The 23,613-nt window shown below is 72.8% G+C and carries 15 protein-coding genes and 2 pseudogenes; 12 read left to right on the forward strand and 5 right to left on the reverse strand.

Annotation, left to right across the window (positions count from 1 at the left end; genetic code table 11):
* Nucleotides 1-357: 357 nt before the first annotated feature.
* A pseudogene (locus V6U90_RS33955) lies at nucleotides 358-515 on the forward strand (IS1380 family transposase); the annotation flags it as partial.
* Between the two features lie 121 nt (nucleotides 516-636).
* Here the strand turns inward: V6U90_RS33955 and V6U90_RS21935 are convergent.
* Together V6U90_RS21935 and V6U90_RS21940 are read right to left on the reverse strand one after the other, a co-directional pair.
* Nucleotides 637-1,956 (reverse strand): outer membrane protein assembly factor BamB family protein, encoded by a 1,320-nt coding sequence (locus tag V6U90_RS21935; protein ID WP_334439739.1) that lies wholly within the window; start codon nucleotides 1,954-1,956, stop codon nucleotides 637-639.
* 542 nt (nucleotides 1,957-2,498) lie between these two features.
* On the reverse strand, nucleotides 2,499-3,311 hold the full coding sequence (locus V6U90_RS21940) for an NAD(P)H-binding protein (protein WP_334439742.1): 813 nt from the start codon (nucleotides 3,309-3,311) through the stop codon (nucleotides 2,499-2,501).
* An 85-nt stretch (nucleotides 3,312-3,396) separates the two neighbouring features.
* Between V6U90_RS21940 and V6U90_RS21945 the strand changes: the two genes are divergently transcribed.
* From V6U90_RS21945 to V6U90_RS21955, 3 genes are all read left to right on the forward strand, one after another.
* Nucleotides 3,397-3,810 carry a winged helix-turn-helix transcriptional regulator gene (locus V6U90_RS21945; protein ID WP_334439745.1) on the forward strand — a complete coding sequence of 138 codons (414 nt, stop codon included), beginning with the start codon at nucleotides 3,397-3,399 and terminating at the stop codon, nucleotides 3,808-3,810.
* Between the two features lie 42 nt (nucleotides 3,811-3,852).
* A complete protein-coding gene (locus V6U90_RS21950) occupies nucleotides 3,853-4,554 on the forward strand; it encodes a hypothetical protein (RefSeq protein ID WP_334439747.1) in 702 nt (233 codons plus the stop codon).
* Nucleotides 4,555-4,704: 150 nt separating this feature from the next.
* On the forward strand, nucleotides 4,705-5,763 hold the full coding sequence (locus V6U90_RS21955) for a HupE/UreJ family protein (RefSeq protein WP_334439749.1): 1,059 nt from the start codon (nucleotides 4,705-4,707) through the stop codon (nucleotides 5,761-5,763).
* A gap of 9 nt (nucleotides 5,764-5,772) precedes the next feature.
* On the opposite strand, the gene V6U90_RS21960 is transcribed toward V6U90_RS21955, so the two are convergent.
* Nucleotides 5,773-6,132: an ArsR/SmtB family transcription factor gene (locus V6U90_RS21960; RefSeq protein ID WP_334439752.1), complete on the reverse strand. Its 360-nt coding sequence runs from the start codon at nucleotides 6,130-6,132 to the stop codon at nucleotides 5,773-5,775.
* Between the two features lie 65 nt (nucleotides 6,133-6,197).
* On the opposite strand from V6U90_RS21960, the gene V6U90_RS21965 reads away from it, so the two are divergent.
* Complete coding sequence (locus V6U90_RS21965) at nucleotides 6,198-7,322, forward strand: cation diffusion facilitator family transporter (protein ID WP_334439755.1); 1,125 nt, start codon at nucleotides 6,198-6,200, stop codon at nucleotides 7,320-7,322.
* On the opposite strand, the gene V6U90_RS21970 is transcribed toward V6U90_RS21965, so the two are convergent.
* Together V6U90_RS21970 and V6U90_RS21975 are read right to left on the reverse strand one after the other, a co-directional pair.
* Complete coding sequence (locus V6U90_RS21970) at nucleotides 7,313-7,468, reverse strand: hypothetical protein (protein ID WP_334439758.1); 156 nt, start codon at nucleotides 7,466-7,468, stop codon at nucleotides 7,313-7,315. The genes V6U90_RS21965 and V6U90_RS21970 overlap by 10 nt on opposite strands.
* Before the next feature lie 2 nt (nucleotides 7,469-7,470).
* Nucleotides 7,471-7,611: a hypothetical protein gene (locus V6U90_RS21975; RefSeq protein ID WP_334439761.1), complete on the reverse strand. Its 141-nt coding sequence runs from the start codon at nucleotides 7,609-7,611 to the stop codon at nucleotides 7,471-7,473.
* Nucleotides 7,612-7,739: 128 nt separating this feature from the next.
* On the opposite strand from V6U90_RS21975, the pseudogene V6U90_RS21980 reads away from it, so the two are divergent.
* From V6U90_RS21980 to V6U90_RS22010, 7 genes and pseudogenes are all read left to right on the forward strand, one after another.
* A pseudogene (locus tag V6U90_RS21980) lies at nucleotides 7,740-7,862 on the forward strand (class I SAM-dependent methyltransferase); the annotation flags it as partial.
* 163 nt (nucleotides 7,863-8,025) lie between these two features.
* Nucleotides 8,026-11,997 (forward strand): amino acid adenylation domain-containing protein, encoded by a 3,972-nt coding sequence (locus V6U90_RS21985; protein WP_334439764.1) that lies wholly within the window; start codon nucleotides 8,026-8,028, stop codon nucleotides 11,995-11,997.
* Nucleotides 11,994-18,722, forward strand: coding sequence for an SDR family NAD(P)-dependent oxidoreductase (locus tag V6U90_RS21990; protein ID WP_334439767.1), 6,729 nt, complete (start codon nucleotides 11,994-11,996; stop codon nucleotides 18,720-18,722). Before V6U90_RS21985 ends, V6U90_RS21990 begins: the two co-directional genes overlap by 4 nt.
* A gap of 34 nt (nucleotides 18,723-18,756) precedes the next feature.
* A complete protein-coding gene (locus V6U90_RS21995) occupies nucleotides 18,757-20,313 on the forward strand; it encodes an ABC transporter substrate-binding protein (protein ID WP_334439770.1) in 1,557 nt (518 codons plus the stop codon).
* A complete protein-coding gene (locus V6U90_RS22000) occupies nucleotides 20,310-21,266 on the forward strand; it encodes an ABC transporter permease (RefSeq protein WP_334439773.1) in 957 nt (318 codons plus the stop codon). Before V6U90_RS21995 ends, V6U90_RS22000 begins: the two co-directional genes overlap by 4 nt.
* On the forward strand, nucleotides 21,263-22,060 hold the full coding sequence (locus V6U90_RS22005) for an ABC transporter permease (protein ID WP_334439776.1): 798 nt from the start codon (nucleotides 21,263-21,265) through the stop codon (nucleotides 22,058-22,060). The genes V6U90_RS22000 and V6U90_RS22005 overlap by 4 nt, the downstream gene beginning before the upstream one ends.
* Nucleotides 22,057-23,598 (forward strand): ABC transporter ATP-binding protein, encoded by a 1,542-nt coding sequence (locus V6U90_RS22010; RefSeq protein ID WP_334439779.1) that lies wholly within the window; start codon nucleotides 22,057-22,059, stop codon nucleotides 23,596-23,598. The genes V6U90_RS22005 and V6U90_RS22010 overlap by 4 nt, the downstream gene beginning before the upstream one ends.
* The last annotated feature ends 15 nt before the right edge of the window (nucleotides 23,599-23,613 follow it).

Consider the following 23,613-nt stretch of genomic DNA (forward strand, 5'->3'; position numbering starts at 1 on the left):
GCTCACCCCGGCCAACCACTGACCACCTCAACAACCAAGATCAGCCGTTAACTTGACACTCCCGTCCGAGGTGCTCTGACTGATGCAGGACAGATGCGCGCTGGCCGCCGTCTGATACCTCGTGTCGTATGTGCGCCAACGGTTCACGGTGCCTGGCACGGTAGGCCGATGATCGCGGATCCGGCCGGGCTGACGCCGGCGCAGAATCAAGGTGACGATCCCGTCCAAGGCCGATCAGGACGCCAACCGGCGCAGGCTCGGGTCGAAGGGCGCCGGCCACCAGCCTTCGACCACGAAACCTACAAACAACGCCACGCCGTGGAGTGCGGCATCAACCGCCTGAAACGCAACCACGCCGTCCGCAAGGAACGTCCGCACCCCGGTGCCCAGTTGTGCTTCACCAACGCCGGCATGCGCCAGAGCTGCTTCGCCACCGACACCGCCGGCACCGCGATCGTCGCTTTCGAACTGCGACGCCGCTGGCGGGCCGGGCTGAGGACCACATCCGCGCCGCAGGCCACCAGCCTGCCCACCCTCAGCCCGAACAACCGATCCGGCCCGCCGAGGGAACCGACGGACGAGGCGCTGTCGCTGTCCGCTCTGGCCGAAGCGGATTGTGCTCGGCCCCCGGAACCGTCACCAGCGCTCGTACACGGAGAAGGGCCGCACACCCTCGCCCCAGCGCACAGCGATGACCAGGTCCTTGTAGGTGAGCAGGTCCGTGAGATCACCCTCGTAGGCCCCCACGTCGTCGCGGAAGGCTCGGTCGTCCTCCTCGTCGCCCGTGGCGGCGTCGAAGACGTACAGGTTGTCTTCGTACTTCGAGGAGACGCTCAAGGCCGACACCCGGCCGCCCTCCGCGTGCAACGCGATGACGGAGGACCAGGCGCCCGAGATGTCCTCCCGCCACAGCTCACCGCCGGTCGCGAGGTCGAAGGCGACGAGCCGGTCCCAGTCGCCCTGGGTGCCCTTGTACTCGGCGACCGCGAAGAGCCGCCCGTTGGCGACGGACACCTCGGCCGGCTTGTCCACCTTGATCTTGCCGTAGCCGCCGACGAAATCGATCCGGCCCCAGGGGCGGCCGTCCGGCCCGAAGGCGAGGAAGGCGTGCACTCCGCTCTCCGCCGACTCCGCGACCCGCACCACCGCGGGGTCGGCGGACAGGAATGCCACGTCCGCCGCGGCCACGCCCCGCCGGGCGTCGAGGGGCACGGTCCACCGCTCCTTGCCGTCGGCCGGGTCGAATGCGGCGAGCTTCAGTTCGGTGTCGCAGGCGACGACGGCGAGGACCTGCATCGCGGCGGCGGCGACCCCACCCGGGACGCAGCCCTTCGGTACGGCGGCCTTCCAGCGCGGGGTACCGGTCCGCAGGTCGAAGGCGCGCACGCCGCTGTCGAGGAGCACGCCGAGTCCGCCGCCGGTAGCGACGAGGTCGGTTTTGGCGGTGATGTCGCCGGACGTCGACGCGCGGGAGGTGTGCCACAGTTCGCGACCGTTGGTGAGGTCGAGCGCGGCGACGGTGGCGCAGCCCTTGCCCTTCTCCACCTCGCCGCTCTCCGCCGCGCCCGGCTCGCCGCGGGCGATCAGGGCGACCGAGTCGTCGGCAGCCGCGCTGACGGCGCAGATGTCCGCCCGGCCGGGCACGACGTACTCCCAGCGCTTCTTTCCCGACCTGACGTCGAAGGCGGTGACGGCGTCGAAGCGGCTGCGGACGAGGGTGTCGCCGACGAGCCAGTCGCCGTTGCCGTGCTCGGCGGCGTTGCGGTCGTGCGGGGCCTCCCAGACGGTACGCATGGAGTAACCCGGCACATAGCCCGAGCCGGACATGAAGATGGCGGCGACGCCGCCGACGACGACGAGCCCGACACCGCCCACGATCAGTATGCCGAGCAGACTCCGCCACCAGCTCAGCGGCGCCGTGTCACCCGCCCGGTCACCATTCACCTGCGTCGACACGAAGCCCCCCGCTCCTTACGGCAATCGAACGCCTCAGGGTAGGGGACCGATGATCACCTGAACGAGGGCCTGTCACCTTTGTCTCTCGGCGACGAGGCAGGGTCTCCGTTGGTCGCTGTTGGGTTGCCCGGTGACGCGTCGTACACCCCCTGCGGATGCAGATGGGGCTGCGTCACCGGCACCGGCCAGGGCCGGGGTGCCGAAGGTCCCATCCGGGAGAACGCCGGCCACCGCGAGGCCGCAGCGGATGCCGCGCTGGCGTCGCTGGTGGGTCTACCCGGAGTCCGGCACCGGCTGGCCGGCGGGTCCCGCCCGGGGAACGAGTCGTACGGGCTGGCCTGCGCATGCTGAGCCGGTGTCGGGGGCCACGCGTGCCGCCGGTGGTCCGCCCGGTTCCAGAATCGGCCGGTCACGGCTGCTGCCAGCCTCCGCAGGCGTGTGCACGCACCGGCTCGGTGGGGTCCACCACGGCTGCCGTCGAGACCGGCGTGGTTGCGCGGGGCATGACATTTTCCTGGCGGTACGGACCGGTTGCTGTGGGGCTATGCGAGGGCAGCTGCGAGCGCGGAGTGGGGTGCGCGGCCCAACAGCTGGCGCAGGTCACCGCCGGTGCGGGACATGAACCCGGCCGCGATGGCGGAGTAGGTGCCCACCAGCATCGGTACCTGGAACAGCTCGGCGCCGGCAGCGGCAATACGGGTGCGGGCCTGGGCGAGGGTCTCCGGTGCGTAGGTGACGTGCGGGCCGTGCGCGTCGGCTAGGTCGGCGCCGCCGATGGTCTGCTCACCGACGAGTTCATAGATCCGGCCCGCGTGAGTGGGCGCCTCCACCGTCACACGTGTCGCGGCGTCGGCCAGATCCGCCCGTGCGACGGCGGCCAGTTGGCCCTCGCCGAGCGGGGCGGTGATTCGCCCGTCGGCCGACGGCGCCGCGAGCCCGCCCAGCAACTCCGCGTACAGGCCATTGCGCAGGATCGTCCAGTCCATGCTGCTGTCCTGAAGTCGACGCTCGGTCCAACGGTGCGGCAGCGCGTAGGGGAGGTGATCGCCGTCGGCGGTCAGGCTCGTATAGACGACATGCCTTACGCCTGCCTCCTCTGCGGCGTCGATGGCGGCGCCGTGCCGGGCAATGACGGTGTCGTCCTCGCCGTAGCCCGCGGAGATCAGCAGCAGTACATCCATACCCTCGAAGCCCCCGACGAGGGTGGCGGGCTCGTCGAAGTCGATGCGGCGAACCGGCAGCGGGGTCTTGAGCTGTTGAGGGTCGCGTGTTCCAAGGACGGTGTCGTCGCGGTCGGCCAGCCGCTCAGCGATCAGCGTGCCCAGGGCGCCGGTGGCGCCAGTAACCAGGATCATCAGGGTCTTCCCGTTCCGGTAGGTTCTCTTCGGTAACCGGGATCATCCTGCGGTTCTGCGCCGCAGAACGTAAGGAGGCACTTCCATGTCAGTGGGGTACACCGGGGTAACCACCGAGCCCGTCGTCAGTTGCGGCGATGAGCACGAGGACTGCGGGATCCGCGAGGTGCTCGACCGGATCGGCGACAAATGGTCGGTCCTGGTCGTCGTCGAACTGGCCCAGGGCGTCCGCCGTTTCCGGCAGTTGCAGCGCGCTGTACCCGGTATCTCACAGCGGATGCTCACGCTCACCGTGCGCCGGTTGGAACGCGACGGCCTGGTCACCCGGACCGTGCACCCCACGGTGCCCCCGCAGGTCGAGTACGAGCTCACGACGATGGGCCACAGCCTCACATATCTGGTCAAGGCCCTCACGGACTGGTCGGCAGAACACCGCGACGCCATCGCGCAAGCACGCCAAGAATGGGATGCCGAACATCCCGACTCCGGAATCCGGTGAGCAAGCGGGCTCCAGCACCCTGTCGACCACGACCGAGACAGCTTGATCAACCCCTCCACGAACTTCTGCGGGGCAGCACTAGCCACCGCCGATGGCGGGTCGCCGGCGGTCGGCATCGATCCCTGCGCGCGGGCGTGGCCCGGTGCTGGCCACGGCGGTCGGCAGCAAGGGAGACGAACGCGCTGCAGGCCGGATCCGGCTGCCCGCCGATCCATCATCCACGTTCATCTACGCCTGGCCCTGCCCTCGCTGGCCGGGCCGCTCGACCTGTTGCAAGCAGAAGGCACTGGTCTCGCTTACCGCATTGCTGCGATCCATCCGCCGAGCGGCTGGACCGGCCTGGGGGTCGTCGCCGCCGGCATCGTGCGCCGGCCGCGACGCCATCGACGCGCGCTCGCGTCGGGGCCTGCGGACGACGGCGTCGAGGCGGTATGGGAGATCACCGAACAGTTCCAGGCGGTCATCCCGCGTCGCGAGCTCGACCGGGCCCGCTACGAAGCCAATCGGGCTGAACGGGCCTTCATGCGGGTGGAGCCAGAGCACCGGCTGGTCGCGCGGATGCTAAAGACGCGGTGCGAGGCCAAGCTCGCCGCTCTGGCCGAGGCCGAGGCGGAAGCGGTTGCTGCGCACGCTGATCGCGGATGTGACGCTTGGTGCATCCCCTGGGACGCGCAGACCCAGGAGATCTACCGGCAGAAGGTCGCGGACTCGTTCCGGCTCAAGCCCCGACGGCCCGCTGACTGACGCCGCCGAGTCGGTACGGTCAGTACGCTACAAACATCCCATTTGCTTGGGGACTGCTGCGGGAACTGAATGGGCGCCAGGAGCGACTTCTAGAGGACAGGGCAGGCTTTCGCGCTTGTTTCACCGCAGGTCACAGGGAGGGCGGCTCGGATGCCGGCTACGGTGCGACGAGGCGCGGTCATCGGCGCCGCGCTGGTGATCACGCTGCTCGGATCAGCGCAGGCGGCGTTCGCGCACGGGGTCGGTGGGTCCAGCGACACTGTCGGCGGGTTCGTGTGGCTGGGTACCAAGCACATGCTGGCCGGCTGGGATCACCTGGCGTTCGTCGGCGGGATCCTGCTGCTGGCCGGGCAGGTGCGGCAGGCGGCGAAGCTGATCTCGCTGTTCGCACTCGGGCACAGCGTCACCCTGTTCACCGCCACCGTCGCCGACTGGCACATCAACCCGGTGCTGGTCGACGTGGTGGTGGCGTTGAGCCTGGTCTTCGTCGGCGTGATCGGGCTGCGTGGCCGGCCAAAGGACTGGACGTGGTTCGCCGCCGCCGTGCTCGGCTTCGGCCTGGTCCACGGCCTGGGCCTGTCGACCCGGCTGCAGGACCTCGGCCTGCCGGCCGACGGCATGATCCCCCGGGTGCTGGCCTTCAACGTCGGAGTGGAGATCGGGCAGCTCATCGCCGTGGTCGCGATGTTCATGCTCGCTGACGTGCTCAGCCACTACCTGCCGAAGCTGCGTAACCCGCGCCTGTCCCACGGGGTACTGGTGGCCGCCGGTGTCGTGGCCGCGTCGATCCTGGCTCTCACCTCCCCCGGTGAGGTGCTGCGGCCGGTGCAGGCCGATCCTGCGGTGGGCGCCTGCACGGTCCGGGACCGCACGGAGACCTTCCCGTTCGGGGACGGGCACCCGATGAAGAGATTCTTCGAACCCGGGGAGACGGTGCCGGCCACCTCGTTCGGACACGTCATCGGCGACGGTTTCGTCATCGTCACCTACCGGCCCGATCTCGCCGCCGACCAGCTCGCCCAGGTGCGCGCGTTCGTCACCGACCCCACTGTCGGCCGGGTCGTCGGCGGCCCCGCCCCCGACCAGACGGAAGCGGTCAAGGCCGTGCACGTTTACAACACCGCCGTCTGCGACAGCGTCGACATCGACGCGGTCGGCCGGTTCACCCGCGACTGGTTCGCCGACCCCCGCTCCAAGCCCGCCGAATAGCCGCCCCGATCAGTCGTGCTCAGGCGCACCGGTGACCCGGTGCGACGCCGCGTGCAGCACCTCGGTCACCAGCCGGCGCACGTGCCCGCCCCGGGCCCGATACACCGCCCGCCGGCCGTCGCGCCGGACGCTGACCAGCCCGGCCAGCCTCAGCTTGCCCAGGTGCTGCGACACCGCTGGCCGTGCCGTCCCCACCGCCGTCACCAGCGCGGTCACGTCGTACTCGCCCTCGCTGAGCAGTGCCATCAGCCGCAGCCGGGTGGGGTCGGCCAGCATCCGCAGCATGTCCGTGGCCGCCTCGACCTCCGGGACGCCAGGGAGGCGTTGTTGCAGCTCACTGGCACCTGCAACGTTGTCGCGTGCGTACATGAGCACATATTATCGCTGCCGTGAGGGGTACGAGCATCGGTGCGACCGGCAGACCTGGGGGAACGGTGAACAACCACGCACACGGCCACCACCACGGGCACGAAGACGCGCACGGCCATGACCACGGGCATTCGCACGATCACCACGGCCACGGCGGGTTGCTGTCTGGCTGGTGGCCCAAGCTGAGCCACGCTGTCGTCCCCCACTCTCACGACTCCCGCGCGAAGATCGACCCCGCGCTGGAATCCTCCCGTGACGGCCTGCGCGCCCTGTGGATCTCGCTGGTCGGCCTCGGCATCACGGCCCTGGCCCAAGCGGTCATCGTCGTGATGTCCGGCTCCGTCGCGCTACTCGGGGACACCCTGCACAACGTCGCCGACGCCCTCACCGCCGTCCCGCTGGGCATCGCGTTCCTGCTCGGCCGACGCGCCGCCACCCGCGCCTACACCTACGGCTACGGCCGCGCCGAAGACCTCGCCGGCATCATCATCGTCCTCGTCATCGCCGGCTCCGCCGTCGCCGCCGCCTGGACCGCCCTCGACCGGCTCCTGCACCCCGCCGACGTGACCCACCTCCCCTGGGTCGCCGCCGCCGGCCTCGTCGGGTTCGTCGGCAACGAAGCCGTCGCCCAGTACCGCATCCGGGTCGGGAAGCGCATCGGCTCCGCCGCCCTCGTTGCCGACGGACTGCACGCCCGCACCGACGGCTACACCTCCCTCGCCGTCCTCGCCGCCGCCGGCGGCGCCGCCCTCGGCTGGCACTGGGCCGACCCTCTCGTCGGCCTGGCCATCGCCGTCGCCATCACCTTCGTCCTCAAAGACGCCGCCCGCGAGGTCTACCGCCGGCTGATGGACGCCGTCGACCCCGACCTCGTCGACCAGGCCGAAACCGCCCTTTGGGCCGTCAACGGCGTTCAGGACGTCGCCGCGGTACGGCTGCGCTGGATCGGCCACCGGCTACACGCCGAAGCCGACCTCGTCGTCGACGCCGGCCTCAGCCTCATCGCCGCACACGAGATCGCCGCCGACGCCGAGCACCAACTCACCCACGCCGTACCCCGGCTGACCACCGCCACCGTCCACACCGACCCCGACAGCCACCCCGGAGGACACCACCACACCGACCTGTCCCACCAGCGACGACACGTCGGCCACCAACCCGCAGGGCAGCCCCAGACGCATCACACCTGACGTCGGAATCTCGGCGCGATCGCCAAGGTCAGCACCTGCACGCGGCAACCGGTCACCCCGGCTGCTGGTTGACGTCGCGAAGAGTAGAGCAGGCGCAGCTCAAACAGCTTCTGCCCACCGCTCTCAACGACCATTCCGAACAGCATCTTCAGGAGAGGCAGTATGAAGCGCCCTTCGGGATGCTGAACAGCACCGGGCAGGGCGCGGCGGATCGCACGGGCAGCGGCAGGTGCAGCAGCGCCCGCAGGGCGGTGTGCCGGGACACGACCACCGCCAGAGCCGACAACACCTGGGCGCCTGCGCGGCTATCTCGACGACGCCGACCACGTTGGGTCACCACCGAATGGACGTCCAGGCACCCTCGCCACTATCCGAAACGATTGCCATAATCGTTAGACCTTCGACCCGAGGACAGCCATGGACGACCCGTACGCACGATCTGCCGAGTACCTCGACATCCTGCGTGGACTCTTCACCCCCGGCCCCTCCGAGGCCTTGACCGGCCCCAGCGGCGGTACAGGCGTCACCGTGGACCTGGGCGGACGGGTCGTCCCGACGCCGGACTGTACGTCGCGACCCGTACCCGGGATCAACCTCGTCGCCATGATTGAAACGGGATTCATTTTCAACTAGGGTCTTCGGTGCGCCGCCCGTCGTCCTCCCGGCGGAGCGCTCCACACTGCCGTCGAGCTACGGAGACCGGATGAACCTGCCCCTGAAGCCCGAAGCAGCCCTCGACGACGTAATCGACTGCATCGCCGAGGTGCTCGGCACGGACCCAGGGCTGATCGACGCAGAAACACCGCTGACGGCCCTGGGTCTGGAGTCGTTCACCGCCGTACGGCTACGCCGTCGGATCCGGGAGCGCACCGGACACGACCTTCCGCTCACCGCATTTCTCGACAACGCGACCGCGCTGAACCTCGCCCGGCATCTGTCGGAGCCCGCCGAGCAACTGCCCAGCGCTCCTGCCACCAGCCCGCAGCCGGACGACCCGTCGGTCTTTCCCTTGACCCCGATCCAGGAGTCCTACCTGGTCGGGCGGGAGGTCGGTCTGGTACTCGGCGGCGTGGCAACCTTCTACTACTACGAGTACGACCGGATCAGCGACGATGCCGCCGCGGATCTCCAGCGGCTCGAAGTCGCCTGGAACCGGCTGGTCACGCACCACCCGATGCTGCGGATGGTGGTCGACCAGCGTGGCCGCGGGCAGATCCTGCCCTCGGTCGGCCCGTACCGTATCGGCGTCACCGACCTGCGCGACGCGTTGCCCACACAGGTAGCCGAGACGCTGGCCGCGGTCCGGCACGACCGCTCCCACCAGGTACGCCCCGCCGGGCAATGGCCGTTGTTCGACCTGCACGCGGCGTTTCTGCCCGATGGCCGCACGCGCCTCTACGTGGGAGTCGACGTGCTGGTCACCGATATGGCCGGCTGGATGCTGCTGATCCGTCAGTGGGGACAACTCGTCGCCGATCCCTCCGCGTCCCTACCTGAGCCTCCCGCCGACTTCACCGACCTGCTGCACGCCCGGGCCACCGATCCCGAGTGGACCGAGCGACGTGAACGGGACCGGGCCTACTGGGCGGCCCGCGTCGCGGAGCTTCCACCGGCGCCACGCCTGCCGGTGACCCGCGCCGCCGATTCCACCGAGCCTCCCCGCTTCGCCCGGCACGCCGGCGGCCTCGACCCCGAAACCTGGCGGGCACTACGCACCCGATGCGGCGAGCACGGAGTGACGCCAACCGCCACGCTCCTGGCCGCGTTCGCGGTGATCCTCGGGCGGTGGGGCGCCGGCGACCAGGTGTGTCTGAACGCCACACTCTTCGACCGCCCCGCGAGCCCCGAGGGTATCGACCTGGTGGTGGGCGACTTCACCACCACCGCACTGGTGGGTACCCCGAGATTCGACCCGGCCACGTGGAGTGGGTTCGCCGGGTACGCGTCGGATCTCAACCGCCGGTTCTGGGAGGACCTGGACCACCGGTCGGTCTCAGGGGTGGAGGTGCTGCGGCAGCTCGGCCACACCTCTGGCACGCTGCCCTACCCGGTGGTGTTCACGAGTGGGGTGGGACTCTCCGGCGACGGGACCGCCGCCCCGGCGAGCTGGCTCGGCGAGGAGGTCTTCGGCGTCTCCCAGACCCCTCAGGTGCTGCTCGACCACATCGTGTGGGACGAGGGCGGTTCGCTCCGGATCGCCTGGGACGCGGTCGTCGGCGCCTTTCCCGAGGGCTACCCGCGCGGCATGCTCGACGCGTACCTTCGGCTGCTGCACCGCCTCACCGAGGCCGCCGCCTGGAAGGACCCGGGGCTTGCCTGGGACCCCTTCGTCCTCCCGGCGGGACCGCTGGACGTCGAGCCGTTCCCCGATGCCGGTCCACTCCTGCACGACCCGGCGACCAGCGCCGCCCACCGCGTCCCGAAACACCCGGCCCTGTACGCGGGCGGCGCGGCCACCTCACACGGCCGGCTGGCCGAGAATGTCGCAGCGACCGCCGCCGCCCTGGTCGCGGCCGGTGTCCGTACCGGCGATCTGGTAGCCGTGGCCGGCGAGAAGGGACCGGCCCAGATCGCTGCGGTCCTGGCTGTCAACGCCGTCGGCGCGGGCTACCTGCCGGTCGAGCCGTCCTGGCCCGACGCCCGCGTGGCCGCGATCTGCGCCCGTGCCGGAGTGCGGCACGCCCTGGTCGGCCGGGGCGTACGGACCGGGTGGCCCGAGGGCGTCACGCCGCACCGCCTGACCGCGGCTGGACGGCCCAGCGCCCGACCAGGGGACGTCGCGTCCGGGCCGACCACGCCACCCCAACCGCGACCCGAGCCCGACGCCACCGCCTACGTCATCTTCACCTCCGGCTCCACCGGGCAGCCGAAGGGGGTCGAGATCCCGCACCGGGCCGCTCGCACCACCATCGACGACATCGTCGACCGCTTCGACATCCACGCCGATGACCGGGTGCTGGCCCTGTCCGCGCTCAGCTTCGACCTCTCCGTCTTCGACATCTACGGGGTCCTCGGCGCCGGTGGCGCGCTGGTCCTGCCCGACCCGGCCCGGCAGCGCGATCCGCAGCACTGGCTGGAACTCGCCGAACGGCACGGGGTCACGGTCTGGAACACGGCCCCCGCGCTGTTGGAGATGCTCGTCGAGTACGCCGAGATCGAGCCGGAGGCGGCCGGCCGGGCCCTGCGCACCCTACGGCTGGTGATGCTCTCCGGCGACTGGATCCCGCTGACCCTGCCCGACCGGTTGCGTCGGCTCGCCCCGCAGGCACGGGTGATGAGTCTGGGCGGCGCGACCGAGGCGTCCATCTGGTCGATCACCTACCCGGTGGCGGACGTCGACCCGCGGTGGCGCAGCATTCCCTACGGCCGGGCGCTGCGGGCCCAGTCCTTCCACATCCTCGACCCGGACGGCGGCCCGTGCCCGGTGGGCGAGCCGGGCGAGCTGTTCATCGGCGGCGACGGGCTCGCCCGGGGATACATCGGCGATCCGGAGCAGACGGCGCACCGCTTCGCCCGGCACCCGGTGCTGGGCGAACGGCTGTACCGCACCGGGGACCTGGGACGGTGGCGGGACGACGGGAACATCGAGTTCCTGGGACGCGTCGACCGGCAGGTGAAGATCCGCGGACACCGGATCGAGCTCGGCGAGATCGAGGCCACGCTGAGCCGCCACCCGGGCCTGCGGCAGTGCGTCGTGGCCGCGGTACCCGGTCCGGACGAGCGGCCGCGCCTGGCCGCGTACGTGGTGCCCAAGGCGGGGCAGGCCGCACCGCCGGCCGGTGAACTGGCCCGGACGCTGCGCGAACGGCTACCCGACTACATGGTCCCGAGCAGGTTCCTCGTACTGGAGTCGCTGCCGGTCACCCCGAACGGCAAAATCGACCACGCGGCGCTGCCGAACCCGTACCGGACCGACGACGGCAGCTCGGAGGCCGTTGCGCCGCCACCCCCACCGGCCACTGCACCGGTGGCCACGCCGCCCACGCCCGCCCCGAACGGCCCGGACTGGGTCGGCCCGGCGATCGCCGAAGCGGCGGCGCTCGGCCTGGAGATCGCCGTCGTCGTACGCCCCGGGCGGCTGTCCCCGGCGCAGGCCCTCGTCGCATCCGCACGCTGGCTCGAACGGGTCCACGCCGGGAGCAGCGCCCACGCCGCCGCCCTGGTCGAGCGGATTCCCGCCGACGGTCTCATCGAACTCGCCCACCGGAACACTGATCCGCCACCGGCCGCTGACCCGACCCCGATCCGGCAACCCGCCCCGGTTGCCGAACCGGCAGCCGCAGCGCCGGACCGGTTCGGCGCGCAGCACGCAGGTCACCAGGTCACCGAAGGGTCCCATCCGGCGGATCCAGGCGTCATCGACGCGGTCATCGCGGTCCTCACCGACCTGACCGGAGAACCGGTACCGCCGGACAGCACGTTCGCCGGGGTGGGCGCGACCTCGCTCACGCTCGTGCTCACCCACCGCAGGCTGCACGGGAGCATCGCCCCGCGACTCGCACTCGCGGACATGTTCGGCCACGCCACGGTCGCCTCCCTCGCCGCCCACATCACCGCCCTGGCCGCCACGCAAGACACCCGGCCACCCGAACCGGCGGACACGTCGGCGCCACCATCGGCCCGACGCTCGTCCCGGCTGGCCGCCCGTACCCGGGCCCAGGAGGTCGACCGGTGAGCACGGCGGGCCACCCGACGGAACCGTTGATCGCCGTCACCGCTCTTGACTGCCGTTTCCCCGGCGCGCCCGACACCCGGGCGTTCTGGGACCTGCTGGTCTCCGAACGCCACGGCCTCACCCGGCACACCCTCGAGAACCTCGCCGAACGAGGGGTGCCCCTCCGGTTGCGCAAGCATCCCGCGTACGTCCCGGTCGGCGGCGTCATCGACGGTCAGGACCAGTTCGACCCGGAGCCGTTCGGACTCACTGACGCCGAGGCCGCGCTCATGGATCCGCAACAGCGGCTGTTCCTCGAAGCGTGCTGGCGCGCCCTCGAAGCCGCCGGGCACGGCAACGGAGTCGGGGCCGGAGCCGTCGGGGTGTTCGCCGGAGCGGCACACAGCGACTACCTCATGCGCAACCTGGCCCACCGCTACAACTCAGCCGCCACCGATCCGGTCGGCAGCCTCCAGACCGCGATGGCGACCGTCGGGGACTACCTTCCACTCCAGGTCGCGCACCGCCTCGGGCTGACCGGGCCGGCGATCGCCGTCAACACCACCTGTTCCACCTCGCTGGTCGCCGTGCACCTGGCCGCCCAGTCGCTGCTGGCCGGCGAGTGCGACACCGCGCTGGCCGGAGGCGCGTCGCTGATCGTGCCCCAGGGCCTGGGCTACCTGTACGTCCCGGACGGGATCTTCTCCGTCGACGGCCGGGTACGCACGTTCTCCGCCGACGGCACCGGGATCGTCCACTCCCAGGGCGTCGGGGTCGCGGTCCTGCGCCGGCTCGCCGACGCCCTCGCCGACGGGGACCCGGTGCTGGCGGTGCTGCACGGCTCGGCGGTCAACAACGACGGCGCGGACAAGAGCGGCTTCACCGCACCGTCCCCACGCGGTCAGGCGCGCGTGATCGCCGAGGCGCTGGCCGTGGCCGGCGTGGACGCCCGACAGATCAGCTACGTCGAGGCGCACGGCACCGCGACCCGCCTCGGCGACGTCGTGGAGATCGGCGCGCTGCGCCGGGTGTTCGGCCCCGCCGGCCCGGCCTGGTGCGCCCTCGGCTCGGTGAAGAGCAACATCGGGCACGCCAACTCGGCCGCCGGCATCGCCGGGTTCGCCAAGACCGTGCTCGCCCTGCACCACGGGGTCCTCCCCGCCTCCCTGGACGCCGAGCCGCTCAACCCGGACCTGCACCTGGACGGCTCACCCTTCACCGTCGCCCGGCAGACCACGGACTGGCCCGGGCCGCGGTACGCGGGGGTCAGCTCGTTCGGCATCGGCGGTACGAACTGCCACGTGGTGCTCGGCAGCGCACCCGCCGCGCCCGCCCCCGAACCCGATCCGCGCCCGCAGTTGGCGCTGCTCTCCGCCAGCAGTGACAAGGCCCTGGCCGCCACCGTCGCGGCGACCGCCGGCGCACTGGACACCACGGCAGCGCCACCGGCCGACGTCGCGTACACCCTGCACGAGGGACGCCCGGCCCGGCCTCATCGCGCCGCGGCGGTCCTCACCGGCGAACCCGCCGCCGACCGGGCCGCCCTGCACACCGCGGCGCGCCGCGTGGTGGATACCGGCGCACCCCGGGTCGTGTTCGTGTTTCCCGGCGGCGGCGCGCAGTACCCGGGCATGGGCCGCGAGCTCATGGCCGACGAGCCGGAGTTCGCCCAGACCGTACAAGAGTGTGCGGCGCTGTTCGACCAGCCCGGCCAGCCAAGACTGGTCGAGCTGATCCAGGCCGACCGCGCTGACCCGGCTGCGCTACGGCTCGTCCGCGACCCGGCGTACGGCCTGCCCGCGCTGTTCACCGTGTCCCTCGCCACCGCCCGGCTCCTCAGCCGTTGGGGCGTACGACCGGACGTGGTGGTCGGCCACAGTCTCGGCGAGTACGTCGCGGCGGTGGTGGCCGGTGCGCTGCCGGTAGCGGACGCGGCGGCCCTGGTGCGGGTGCGGTCCCGGGGCATGTCCCGGACCGCCGGACAGGGCGCGATGCTGGCCGTTCCCCTGGCCGAGCCCGAGGTCACGGCGCTGCTGACCGACCACCCCGAACTGGATCTGGCCGCCGTCAACGCACCCGACTCCTGTGTGGTCTCCGGGCCCGAGTCCGCAGTGGCCGCACTGGAGGCGCGGCTGACCACCGACGGCTTCCAACCCACCCGGCTGCGGCTGGACGCCGCCGCCCACTCGCGACTCGTCGACCCCGTCCTGCCCGAACTACGGGCGGCTGCCTCGAAGGTAGCCGCGCGGACGCCGCTGGTGCCGCTGGCCACCACCCTCACCGGCGGATTCCTCACGTCCGCGCCCGACGCCGACCACTGGGTACCGCACCTGCGGTCGGTGGTGCGCTTCTCCGCTGCCCTGACCACCGCCATCGGCGACCGGCCGGCCGTCGTCGTCCAGGCCGGACCCGGTGGCGGTCTGCTGCAACTCGCCCGCCGGCACCGCACGGCGAACCTGGTGACGACCATCGCCACCTTTCCCGAGCCGGATGAGCCCGGCGGCGAACGGGCGGCGCTGCTGACCGCCGCCGGGGAGCTCTGGACCCGTGGCGCGGAGATCACCGCCGGGGCCCTGCACCGGTCCGGCCGGCGACGGATGGCGCTGCCCGGCTACCCGTTCGACCGGCGCCGGCTGTGGATCGACCCGCCCGAACCCGAGGCCGGACCCGCTGCGGACGCGCCCGACGAGGACGAACCCTTCCAACTGCCGGTCTGGCAGCGCGTACCGGCGCCGGACGGCCCACCGGTCGTCACGGGCCGCTGGCTGCTGGACGGTCCCGAGGACAACCCCCTGGTCGAGGCGGTACGGGCACACCTGTCCGCCGCCGGGGCCCGGGTGGTCGGCCGCGCCGAGGTCGCCGCCGACCCGACGGTGCCGTGCTCCGGTGTGGTGGTGCTCGACCTCGCCCCGGACGGCGACGACCCCGCCGAGCGGGTGGCCGGGACGGTCCTACGCCACGCCGAACTGGCCCGCCTCACCGCCGCCTGGGCACACGACACCTGCCTGCTGCACGTCACCCGTGCAGTCCAGCAGGTGGAAAGCGCGGACCGGCCGCGCCCGGCCGGTGCGGCCGGCACCGCCGTACCCCGGATCCTGGCGCAGGAGTTCCCCGGCCTGCGGTGGCGGAACGTCGACCTGGCGGCGGCCGGGGCGCCGGACGAGCTGGCCCGCCGGGTCACCGAGGAGGCGGCGGACCTGACGGCCGGCGGCCGGGCCGGGGCCGAGGTGGCGCTGCGCGGCGGACACCGCTGGCTGCGCACCCTGAACCCGTGGCGCCCCCGCACAGACGGACCGGCGGACCGCACGGACGGACCGGCGGACCGCACGGACGGACCGGCGGACCGCACGGACGCGGGGACCGCCCTGCTCATCGGCGGATTGGGCGACGTCGGTCTCACCATGGCCGAACACCTGGCCGAGCGGGGTTGGCGGGTCGTCGTCACCGGCCGCACCGGCCTCGTACCGGACCCGCCGGCGGGCAGCCCGGCAGCGGACCGGGTCGCGGCGATCCGACGGCTGACCGAGCGGGGTCTGCCGGTGGAGGTACAGGCGGTCGACGCCGGGGATCCAGCAGCCACCGGGGCACTGCTGCGCGACGTCGTCGAGCGGTTCGGCGGCGTGGACCTCGTGGTGCACGGCGCGGGCGTGGTCGCCTCGACGGCGGTCGCCCCGCTGCGGGCCGTCGACCCCGAGGTCGCACATGACCACGCGCGGGCCAAGGTCTCGGCCGCCGTGGCCCTGCGGCGGGCCCTGGCGGACCTGCCCGAGGACACCCGCCCGGCCACCGTGCTGCTGATGTCGTCGGCGACGACGCTGGTCGGCGGCCTGGGGCTGGCTCCGTACGCCGCCGCCAACCGCTACCTGGATGCGCTCGCGGAACAGGTGGGCGCGGACGGCCGTACGGTCTGGCTCAGCGTGGCCTGGGACGGCTGGCGGGTCGGCCCGGGCGGCGCCGACCGGGCCGTCGCGTCCCGGCACTCGATCGGCCGGCGGGACGGCATGCGGTCACTGGACCGGCTGCTCGCCCTGGCCGGTCGCGGACGGGCCCCCGCGCTGGTCGCGGTCTCCCCCGCCGACCTGCGCCCCCGTCTGGCCGGCGGGCCGACCGACGTACTGCGGCCCGCAGCACCCGCCGCACGGGACGTCCAGACCGACGGCAGTGCCCCCCGGGGCGGCGCCGAGGCGACCCTCGCCACGGTCTGGTCGGAACTGCTCGGGTTCGAGGTCTCCGACCGGGACGCCGACTTCTTCGCCCTCGGCGGGCACTCGCTGCTCGCCACCCGGATGCTGGCCCGGCTCCGCGACGAGCACGGCGTCCAGCTGCGCCTGCAGGATCTGTTGGCGCGACCGACCATCGCGTCGCTGGCGGCACTCCTGCCAGCGGCCGACGGGCCGGGCATGACGGGCGACGCCGGCCCGCCCGCCGGCCCGTCGAACGGCACGGACACCGGGCACGTCGGCACCGATCCTGAGGACGCCGGACCGGACGGGGACGGACCACGGGAGTTCCCGCTCACCCGGGTACAACACGCGTACTGGGTCGGCGGGTCAGGCGGCTACCGGCTGGGTGACGTGCCCTGCTCGTTCCACCTGGAACACGACTGCCCCGAACTGGACGTGACCCGGTACGAGGACGCGTGGAACGCCGTGATCGCCCGGCATCCGATGCTCCGCGCGATCATCACCCCCGAGGGCCGCAACCGGATCCTCGACCGGGTGCCCCGGTACCGCATCCGGGTGCGGGACCTGTCCGCGCTCGACGAACCCGCCCGGCTGGCGAAGCTCACCCGGATCAGGGAGGAGATGGTCGGGCGGGAGCCGCGCCCGGGCCGGTGGCCGCTGGTCGACATCCGCGCCGCCCGGCTTCCCGGCGGGACCGTACGCCTCTTCGTCAACGTCGACGTGCTGATCTGCGACACCGCCAGTTTCCTGCTCTGGAACCGTGAGGTCCGCGCCCGGTACGAGGACCCGGCCGCCCGGCTGCCACGCGTGGGTACCACCTTCGCCGCGTGCGTCGCCGCACTGGAGCATCGCGCGCGGGGTCCGGAACGGGAGCGGGCGGCGGACTACTGGCGGGATCGGCTCGACCACCTGCCCGGGGCGCCCGCACTGCCGGTCCGTCCGGCACGACCGGGGACCCGACCCCGGTTCGCCCGGCGCACGGCCCGGCTGGAGGCGCCACAGTGGCGGGCGCTCCGGGCGGAAGCCGCGCGACGGGGCCTCACCCCGACCGCGGTCCTGCTCGCGGCATACGCGGACGCGCTGGCCGCCTGGTCCGGGCAGGGGCGGTTCGCCATCACCCTGACCCTGTTCGACCGGCCGCAGGTGCACCCGGACGTCAACCTGGTCGTCGGGGACTTCACCTCCCTGCTGCTGCACGAGGTCGACCGGTCCCGTCCCGGGACGTTCGCCGGGGACGCGGCCGAGGCGCAGCGGACCCTCTTCCGCGATCTGGACCACCGGGAGTTCTCCGCCCTGGAACTGTTGGCCGAGAAGTCGGCGCGCAGCGGCCGGACCGAGTCGGTACCCGTGGTGTTCACCAGCGCGCTGGGGCTGACCGACCCGCTCGGCGGCGAGCACGACCTGGACTGGATGGGCACACCCGTGTACGGCGTGAGCAGCACGCCGCAGACCTGGCTCGACCACCAGGTGATCGAGCAGCACGGGGCTCTGCTTCTGCAGTGGGACGTGCTGGAAGACGTCCTGCCCGCCGACGAGGCGGACCAGGCGTTCGCCGGGTACGTCGACCGAGTGCGGCGACTGGCCGGCACGGCCGAGGCGTGGGAGGCACCAAGGCCCGCCCGGCCGAAGCCAGCCGAGCGGCCGGTCGGACTCCCGACGGGCCTCCCGTCCGGCCTCCCGACGGGCCGGGGTGATACAGCGCTGCTGCTCCGGGCCGGCACCGCCAAGCCGCCGCTGTTCCTGATCCACCCGTCCGGTGGGGACGTGCTCTGCTACGGCGAACTCGTCCGGCTACTCACCGACGACCGGCCGGTGGTCGGCCTGACCGACCCGGCCCTCACCGGAGGCGTCGAGCCGGCGGACATCCCGGCACTGGCCGACCACTATCTGGACGCGGTCCGGGCGTACCAGCCGCACGGCCCGTACCTGCTCGGCGGCTGGTCGATGGGCGGCACCCTGGCCCACGAGATGGCCTGCGTCCTGGAACGGCGTGGCGAGAGCACCCGCCTACTGTTCATGATCGATTCCAACACGCCGGACCGGATCAGGGCCCTGCACGGTCAGGGGGTTCCGGGCGCGGTCGCCGCGCTGCGCTACCTGCACTCGCTCGAGGCGTTCCTCGACCTGGACCTCGGACTCGGCCCGAAGGATGAAGCCGACCTGCTCAGCCGCACCGGAGACGAGATCCCTACCTACGTCACCAACCGGCTGCGCCACGCCGGTCTGCTGAACCAGCGGGACACCGCCGACCTCCGGCTGCGGGTCTTCGAACGGCACCTACGCACACTCGGCGAGCACCGCGCGGGCCACCTGCGCGATCCCGCCACCCGACTGCTCCTCATCCGGGCCGCGCTGCCGTCACCGCGCAACAGCGGCGTCGGCATGGGCGTCGACGACGCGCCCGACCTGCCCGGCCTCGGTTGGTCCGGGCACGTACCCGGCCCGGTCGACGAGGTCGTCGTCGAAGGGCATCACTACTCGCTGCTCACCGGGGACGCCGCCAGGACGGTCGCCAGACATGTGGACCAGACCCTCGCGGCACTACCGAGTCCGCTCCGATAGCCGCTCCACCCCTCCTAGCCCATGGAAGAAACCGATGCACATCCCTGTCCAGTCCCGCCGATCCCGGCGCGGACTGCTGCCGCTCGCCATCGCCACCGCCCTGCTCCTGGCCGGGTGCGGCGCCGACACCGGCACCGGTGGTTCCGCCGGCGAGTCCGGTACGCCGATGGACGGCGGCGCCCTGCGCTACGTCGTACCGGGTTCGCCGGCCACCGCGAGCAACGACCCGCACGGCGGACTCGGCAATGAGTCCGACCTGATGCGCTTCGCGCTGACGTACGACGTGCTCACCGTTCCCGGCGCCGACGGCGCCCCGCAGCCGCGCCTCGCCCGGTCGTGGGAGCCGAACCAGACGCTCGACCGGTGGACGTTCCGGCTACGCGACGACGCCACCTTCACCGACGGCCGGCCGGTACGCGCCCGGGACGTGCTGTACTCGCTGACCCGGATCGCGACCAAGGCCGCCGAGAACTACGGCCGGCTGGCCGACTTCGACATGGCCGCCGCCACCGCACCCGACGACCACACGGTGGTCCTGGCGACCCGGTCCCCGATGGCCGAGGCCCCGAGGGCACTGGAGTCGATCAGCTTCGTGGTGCCCGACGGGAGCAGCGACTTCTCCACCCCGGTACCCGGCTCGGGGCCGTTCCAGGTGACCCAGACCGACGCCCAGACCGCCGTACTCACCCGCAACGACGGCTGGTGGGGCGAACGGCCCCACCTGGACCGGATCGAGATCCGGGCGGTCGCCGACCCGCAGGCCCGCGCCGCCGCCGTCACCTCCGGCCAGGCCGACGTCGCCGGCAGTGTCAGCCCGGCGGCCGTCAAGACCGCCGAGGCCGGTGGTCAGGTCCAGGTCGTGCGCCGCAAGGGCGTCACCGAGTACCCGGTCATCATGCGCCTGGACACCGCACCGTTCGACGACCCGAGAGTCCGCGAGGCGTTCCGACTCGCCGCCGACCGTCAGGCACTCGTCGACACGGTGTTCCTCGGTTACGGCCAGATCGCCAACGACCTGCCCACCCCGTACGACCCGTCGTATCCGAAGGAACTCCCGCAGCGCAGCCGGGACCTGAACCGGGCCAGGGACCTGCTCAAGCAGGCCGGGCACGCCGACGGGTTGACGCTCACCCTGCACACCACGACGTCGTACCCCGGCATGGACACCGCAGCCACCTTGTACGCCAAGCAGCTCGCCGACATCGGTGTGCGGGTCGAGGTGAAGGTGGAGCCCGCCGACACCTACTGGGTCAACATCTACGCCAAGGAGGACTTCTACGTCGGCTACTACGGCGGCATCTCCTTCCCCGACCTGGTACGCGTCGGACTGCTCGCCGCTGCCCCGACCAACGAGACCGCCTGGCGCAGCGCCCCGTTCGACGCCGAGTTCAGCGCCGCCATGGGGGTCCTGGACCCGGCCGAGCGAAACGCCCGGCTCGCCCGCATCCAGCAGGACCTGTGGCGCGACGGCGGGTACGTGGTGTGGGGCGTCGGGGATGGGCTGGACCTGACCGCGCCCGGTGTGCACAACCTGCCCGACGGCCCGGGCTTCCAGCGGATGTTCATCGAACGTGCCTGGAAGGCGAAGTGATCGCACGCCGCCTCGCCCGCACGACGCTGCTGGTACTGGCGGCCACCGCGGTGGTCTTCGTCGCCACCGAGGCGCTGCCGGGAGATGCGGGGACCCTCCGGGACGCCGGGCGCGCGTCACCGGAGCAGGTCGCGCGGGGACGCGACCAACTCGGCCTGGACCAACCGGTGGCGGTGCGGTATCTGCGGTGGCTGGGCGGGCTGCTCCAGGGCGACCTGGGCCGGTCGCTGAGCAGCGGCCGGCCGGTCAGCGACCTGCTCGGCCAGCGCCTGCCCGCCACGATCAGCCTGGTCGCCGCCACGCTCGCGGTGACCGTGCTGCTCACCGCGGCCGGCCTGGTCGTCGCGCAGCTGCGTCAGGGCCGGGGCGGAGCCCTCGCCGCCGGGCTCGCCGCAGTGCCGCAGGCCGTCTACGCGGCGACCCTGGGCGCACTGCTGTCCGGGATGCTGGGGTGGCTGCCCGCCGTGTCCCTGCTGCCACCGGGCGGCCACCCGTGGCAGGAGCCGCAGGTGCTGGTCCTGCCGGCGCTGACCCTGGCGCTGCCGTCGGCCGCGTTCGCGTGCACGCTGCTGCGTGGCGTGCTGACCGATACCCTGCACCGCCCACACGTGGTCGACGCGTACCGGCGCGGCCTGCCACCGGCACTGGTGCTGCGCCGGCACGTCCTGCCGTTCCTGGCCGTACCCGCGATCCAGGTGCTGGCGCTGACCGCCGGGTGGCTCGCGGCCGGAACCGCTCTGGTGGAGACGGTGTACGGCTTCCCCGGCCTCGGCGGGCTGCTCGTCTCCGCGGTGGCGGTCCGTGACGTGCCGGTGGTGCAGGGCGCGGCCCTGGTGCCCGTCGTGACCGTGCTGCTCGGGATGCTGCTCGCCGATCTCGCCGCCGCGACGGTGCACCGTACCGCCCGTCCCGCCACCAGGCAGCCGGCCGGAGTGACGGGCGGTACGCCGTGACACGCATCCGCTGGGGCACGGTCGCGCCGGTCGCGGCGGTGACGGTGGTCGGGCTGGCCCTGCTCGGCCGGCGCCTCGCCCCGCACGACCCGGAACAGCCGTTGGCCGTGCCCTGGTCGGCGCCGTCGGGGCGGTTGCCGCTCGGTGCCGACGCGCTGGGCCGCGACGTGCTCTCCCGGGTGGTCGCCGGCGGCGCGAACCTGCTCGGCGTCGCCCTCGCCGCCGCTGCGGCGGCGCTGATGATCGGAGTGGCGCTCGGGCTGCTCGCGGGTTGGTGGCCGACCCGGGCGGGCCGTGTCGTGCACTGGCTCGGGGATCTGCTGCTGGCCGTACCCGCCCTGATACTCGCCCTGGTGCTGGCGGTGGCACTGCCCGGCGCGGCGGCGGTCGTGGTCGCCTCCGTACTCAGCGGTGCCCCGCTCACCGCCCGGGTGGTGGCGGCGCAGTGCGGCACCGTTCGGGACAGCGGCTACCTGCACGCCGCCGTCGAACGTGGTGAAGGCGGACCAGCCGTTGTCGTACGGGAACTTCTGCCGGCGTTGAGCGGCCTGGTGGCGGCCGACGCCGGTCTGCGGCTGATCACCGCCCTGCAACTGGCGACCATGCTCGCGGTCCTCGGGTTCGGTCCGCAGCCACCTGATGCCGACTGGGCGCTGATGCTGAGCGAGAACCTCCCCGGCGCCGCACTCAATCCTGCGGCGCTACTGGCGCCCGCGGTGCTGTTGGCGCTGTGCGCGCTGCTCTTCGCCGCTGCGGCACGCGCCGCGGGACGCCGGCTGGAGGGCGTGGCGTGAGTAGGGAACTGCTGGTGGTGACGGGGCTGACGGTGCGTCGCGCCGCCCATGGCGAGGTGGTGCTGCCGGCCACCGACCTCCGGCTGGGGTCCGGTGAGGTGGTCGCGGTCACCGGAGCTTCCGGGTCGGGCAAGAGCAGCCTGCTGCACGCCCTGCTGGACACCCTGCCCACGGGCCTGTACCGCGCCGCCGGGACGGTGCGGTGGCGCGGCCAGCCGGTGTTGCAGGGCCGCTCGGCCCGGCGTTGGCGGCGGGCGCGCTGCGGGTACGTGGGCCAGGATCCGGCCCTGGCGCTGAACCCGCTCTGGTCGGTCGAGCGCCTCGTGGGCGAGCAGTTCACCGGCTCGCGGATGGACCGGGGGCGGCAGGTCCGCGAGGTTCTCGACCTGCTCGGCCTGCCCGACGAACTCGCCAGACGCCGTGGCAGCGACCTCTCCGGCGGCCAGGCCCAACGGGTCGCCCTGGCCCGGGCCCTGGCCACCCAGCCGGACGTCCTGCTGCTCGACGAGCCGACCTCGGCCCTGGACGAGAGCACCCGGCGGCGGGTCGTCGAGGCGGTGCGAGCCCGGCGGGACGGATGCACCCTGCTGGTGACCCACGACCCGTACCTGGTCTCCGCCCTCGCCGACCGGGTGGTGGACCTGACCTCGCCCCTTGCCGGAACCACCCCCGGAGTGCGTCGCCCGGTCGCCCCGACCTCGACCACGGGTGGGTTCGTCGCCACCGGGCGGACGTCGGCCGCGGTCCGCCCGGCAGACCCCGGGCCGGCCGACCAGCCGCCCGACGCAGGTGCCGGCAGCGGTGATCGCACGCTCCGGTTGGCCGTGCGCGGCCTGCGGGTGACCCGGCCGGACGGTGCGCCGCTGGTGGAGAACGTGCACCTGGACCTGACGTCCGGGTCCTGGATCGCGGTCATCGGCCCGTCGGGCAGCGGCAAGACCAGCCTGCTGCACGCGATCGTCGGTCGCCGTCCAGCCGGGCACGGCCAACTGCTGCTGGGAGGGCGTCCGCTGCCGGCGGACGTCCGGCAGCGCGACCGCGACCAGCGACGGGCCGTCCAGCTTGTCGGTCAGCATCCGGCCGGGGAACTCAACCCGGCGCACCGCGTCGGCAACGCCGTGGCCCGTCCGCTGGCGGTGTTGCACGGCCTGGGTCGCCGCGACCGGACCGGGGCGGCGCTGCGCCTCCTCGACGCGGTCGGGCTCGCCGCCGAGTTGGCGCGCCGACGCCCACGCGCTCTCTCCGGCGGCCAACGGCAACGGGTCGCGCTGGCCCGGGCCCTGGCCGCGCAACCCGACGTGCTGCTGCTCGACGAGCCGACCTCGGCGCTCGACCCGGCATCCGCCGGCACGGTGCTCGACCTGCTCGAGCGGCTGCGGGCGGACGGCCTGGCCATCCTGTCGGTCACCCACGATCCCGCCGTGGCGGCTCGGGCGGACCAGGTCCTGCACCTGCGTGATCACCAGCTCGTCGCCGCCGACGCCAATGGTTCACCCACCGACACCGACAATCGAATGGAGGAATCCGGTGCCCGCTGAAGCGACCGCCGATCC

This window comes from Micromonospora sp. CPCC 206060 (assembly GCF_036906895.1).
In the GTDB taxonomy this organism is placed as follows: domain Bacteria; phylum Actinomycetota; class Actinomycetes; order Mycobacteriales; family Micromonosporaceae; genus Micromonospora.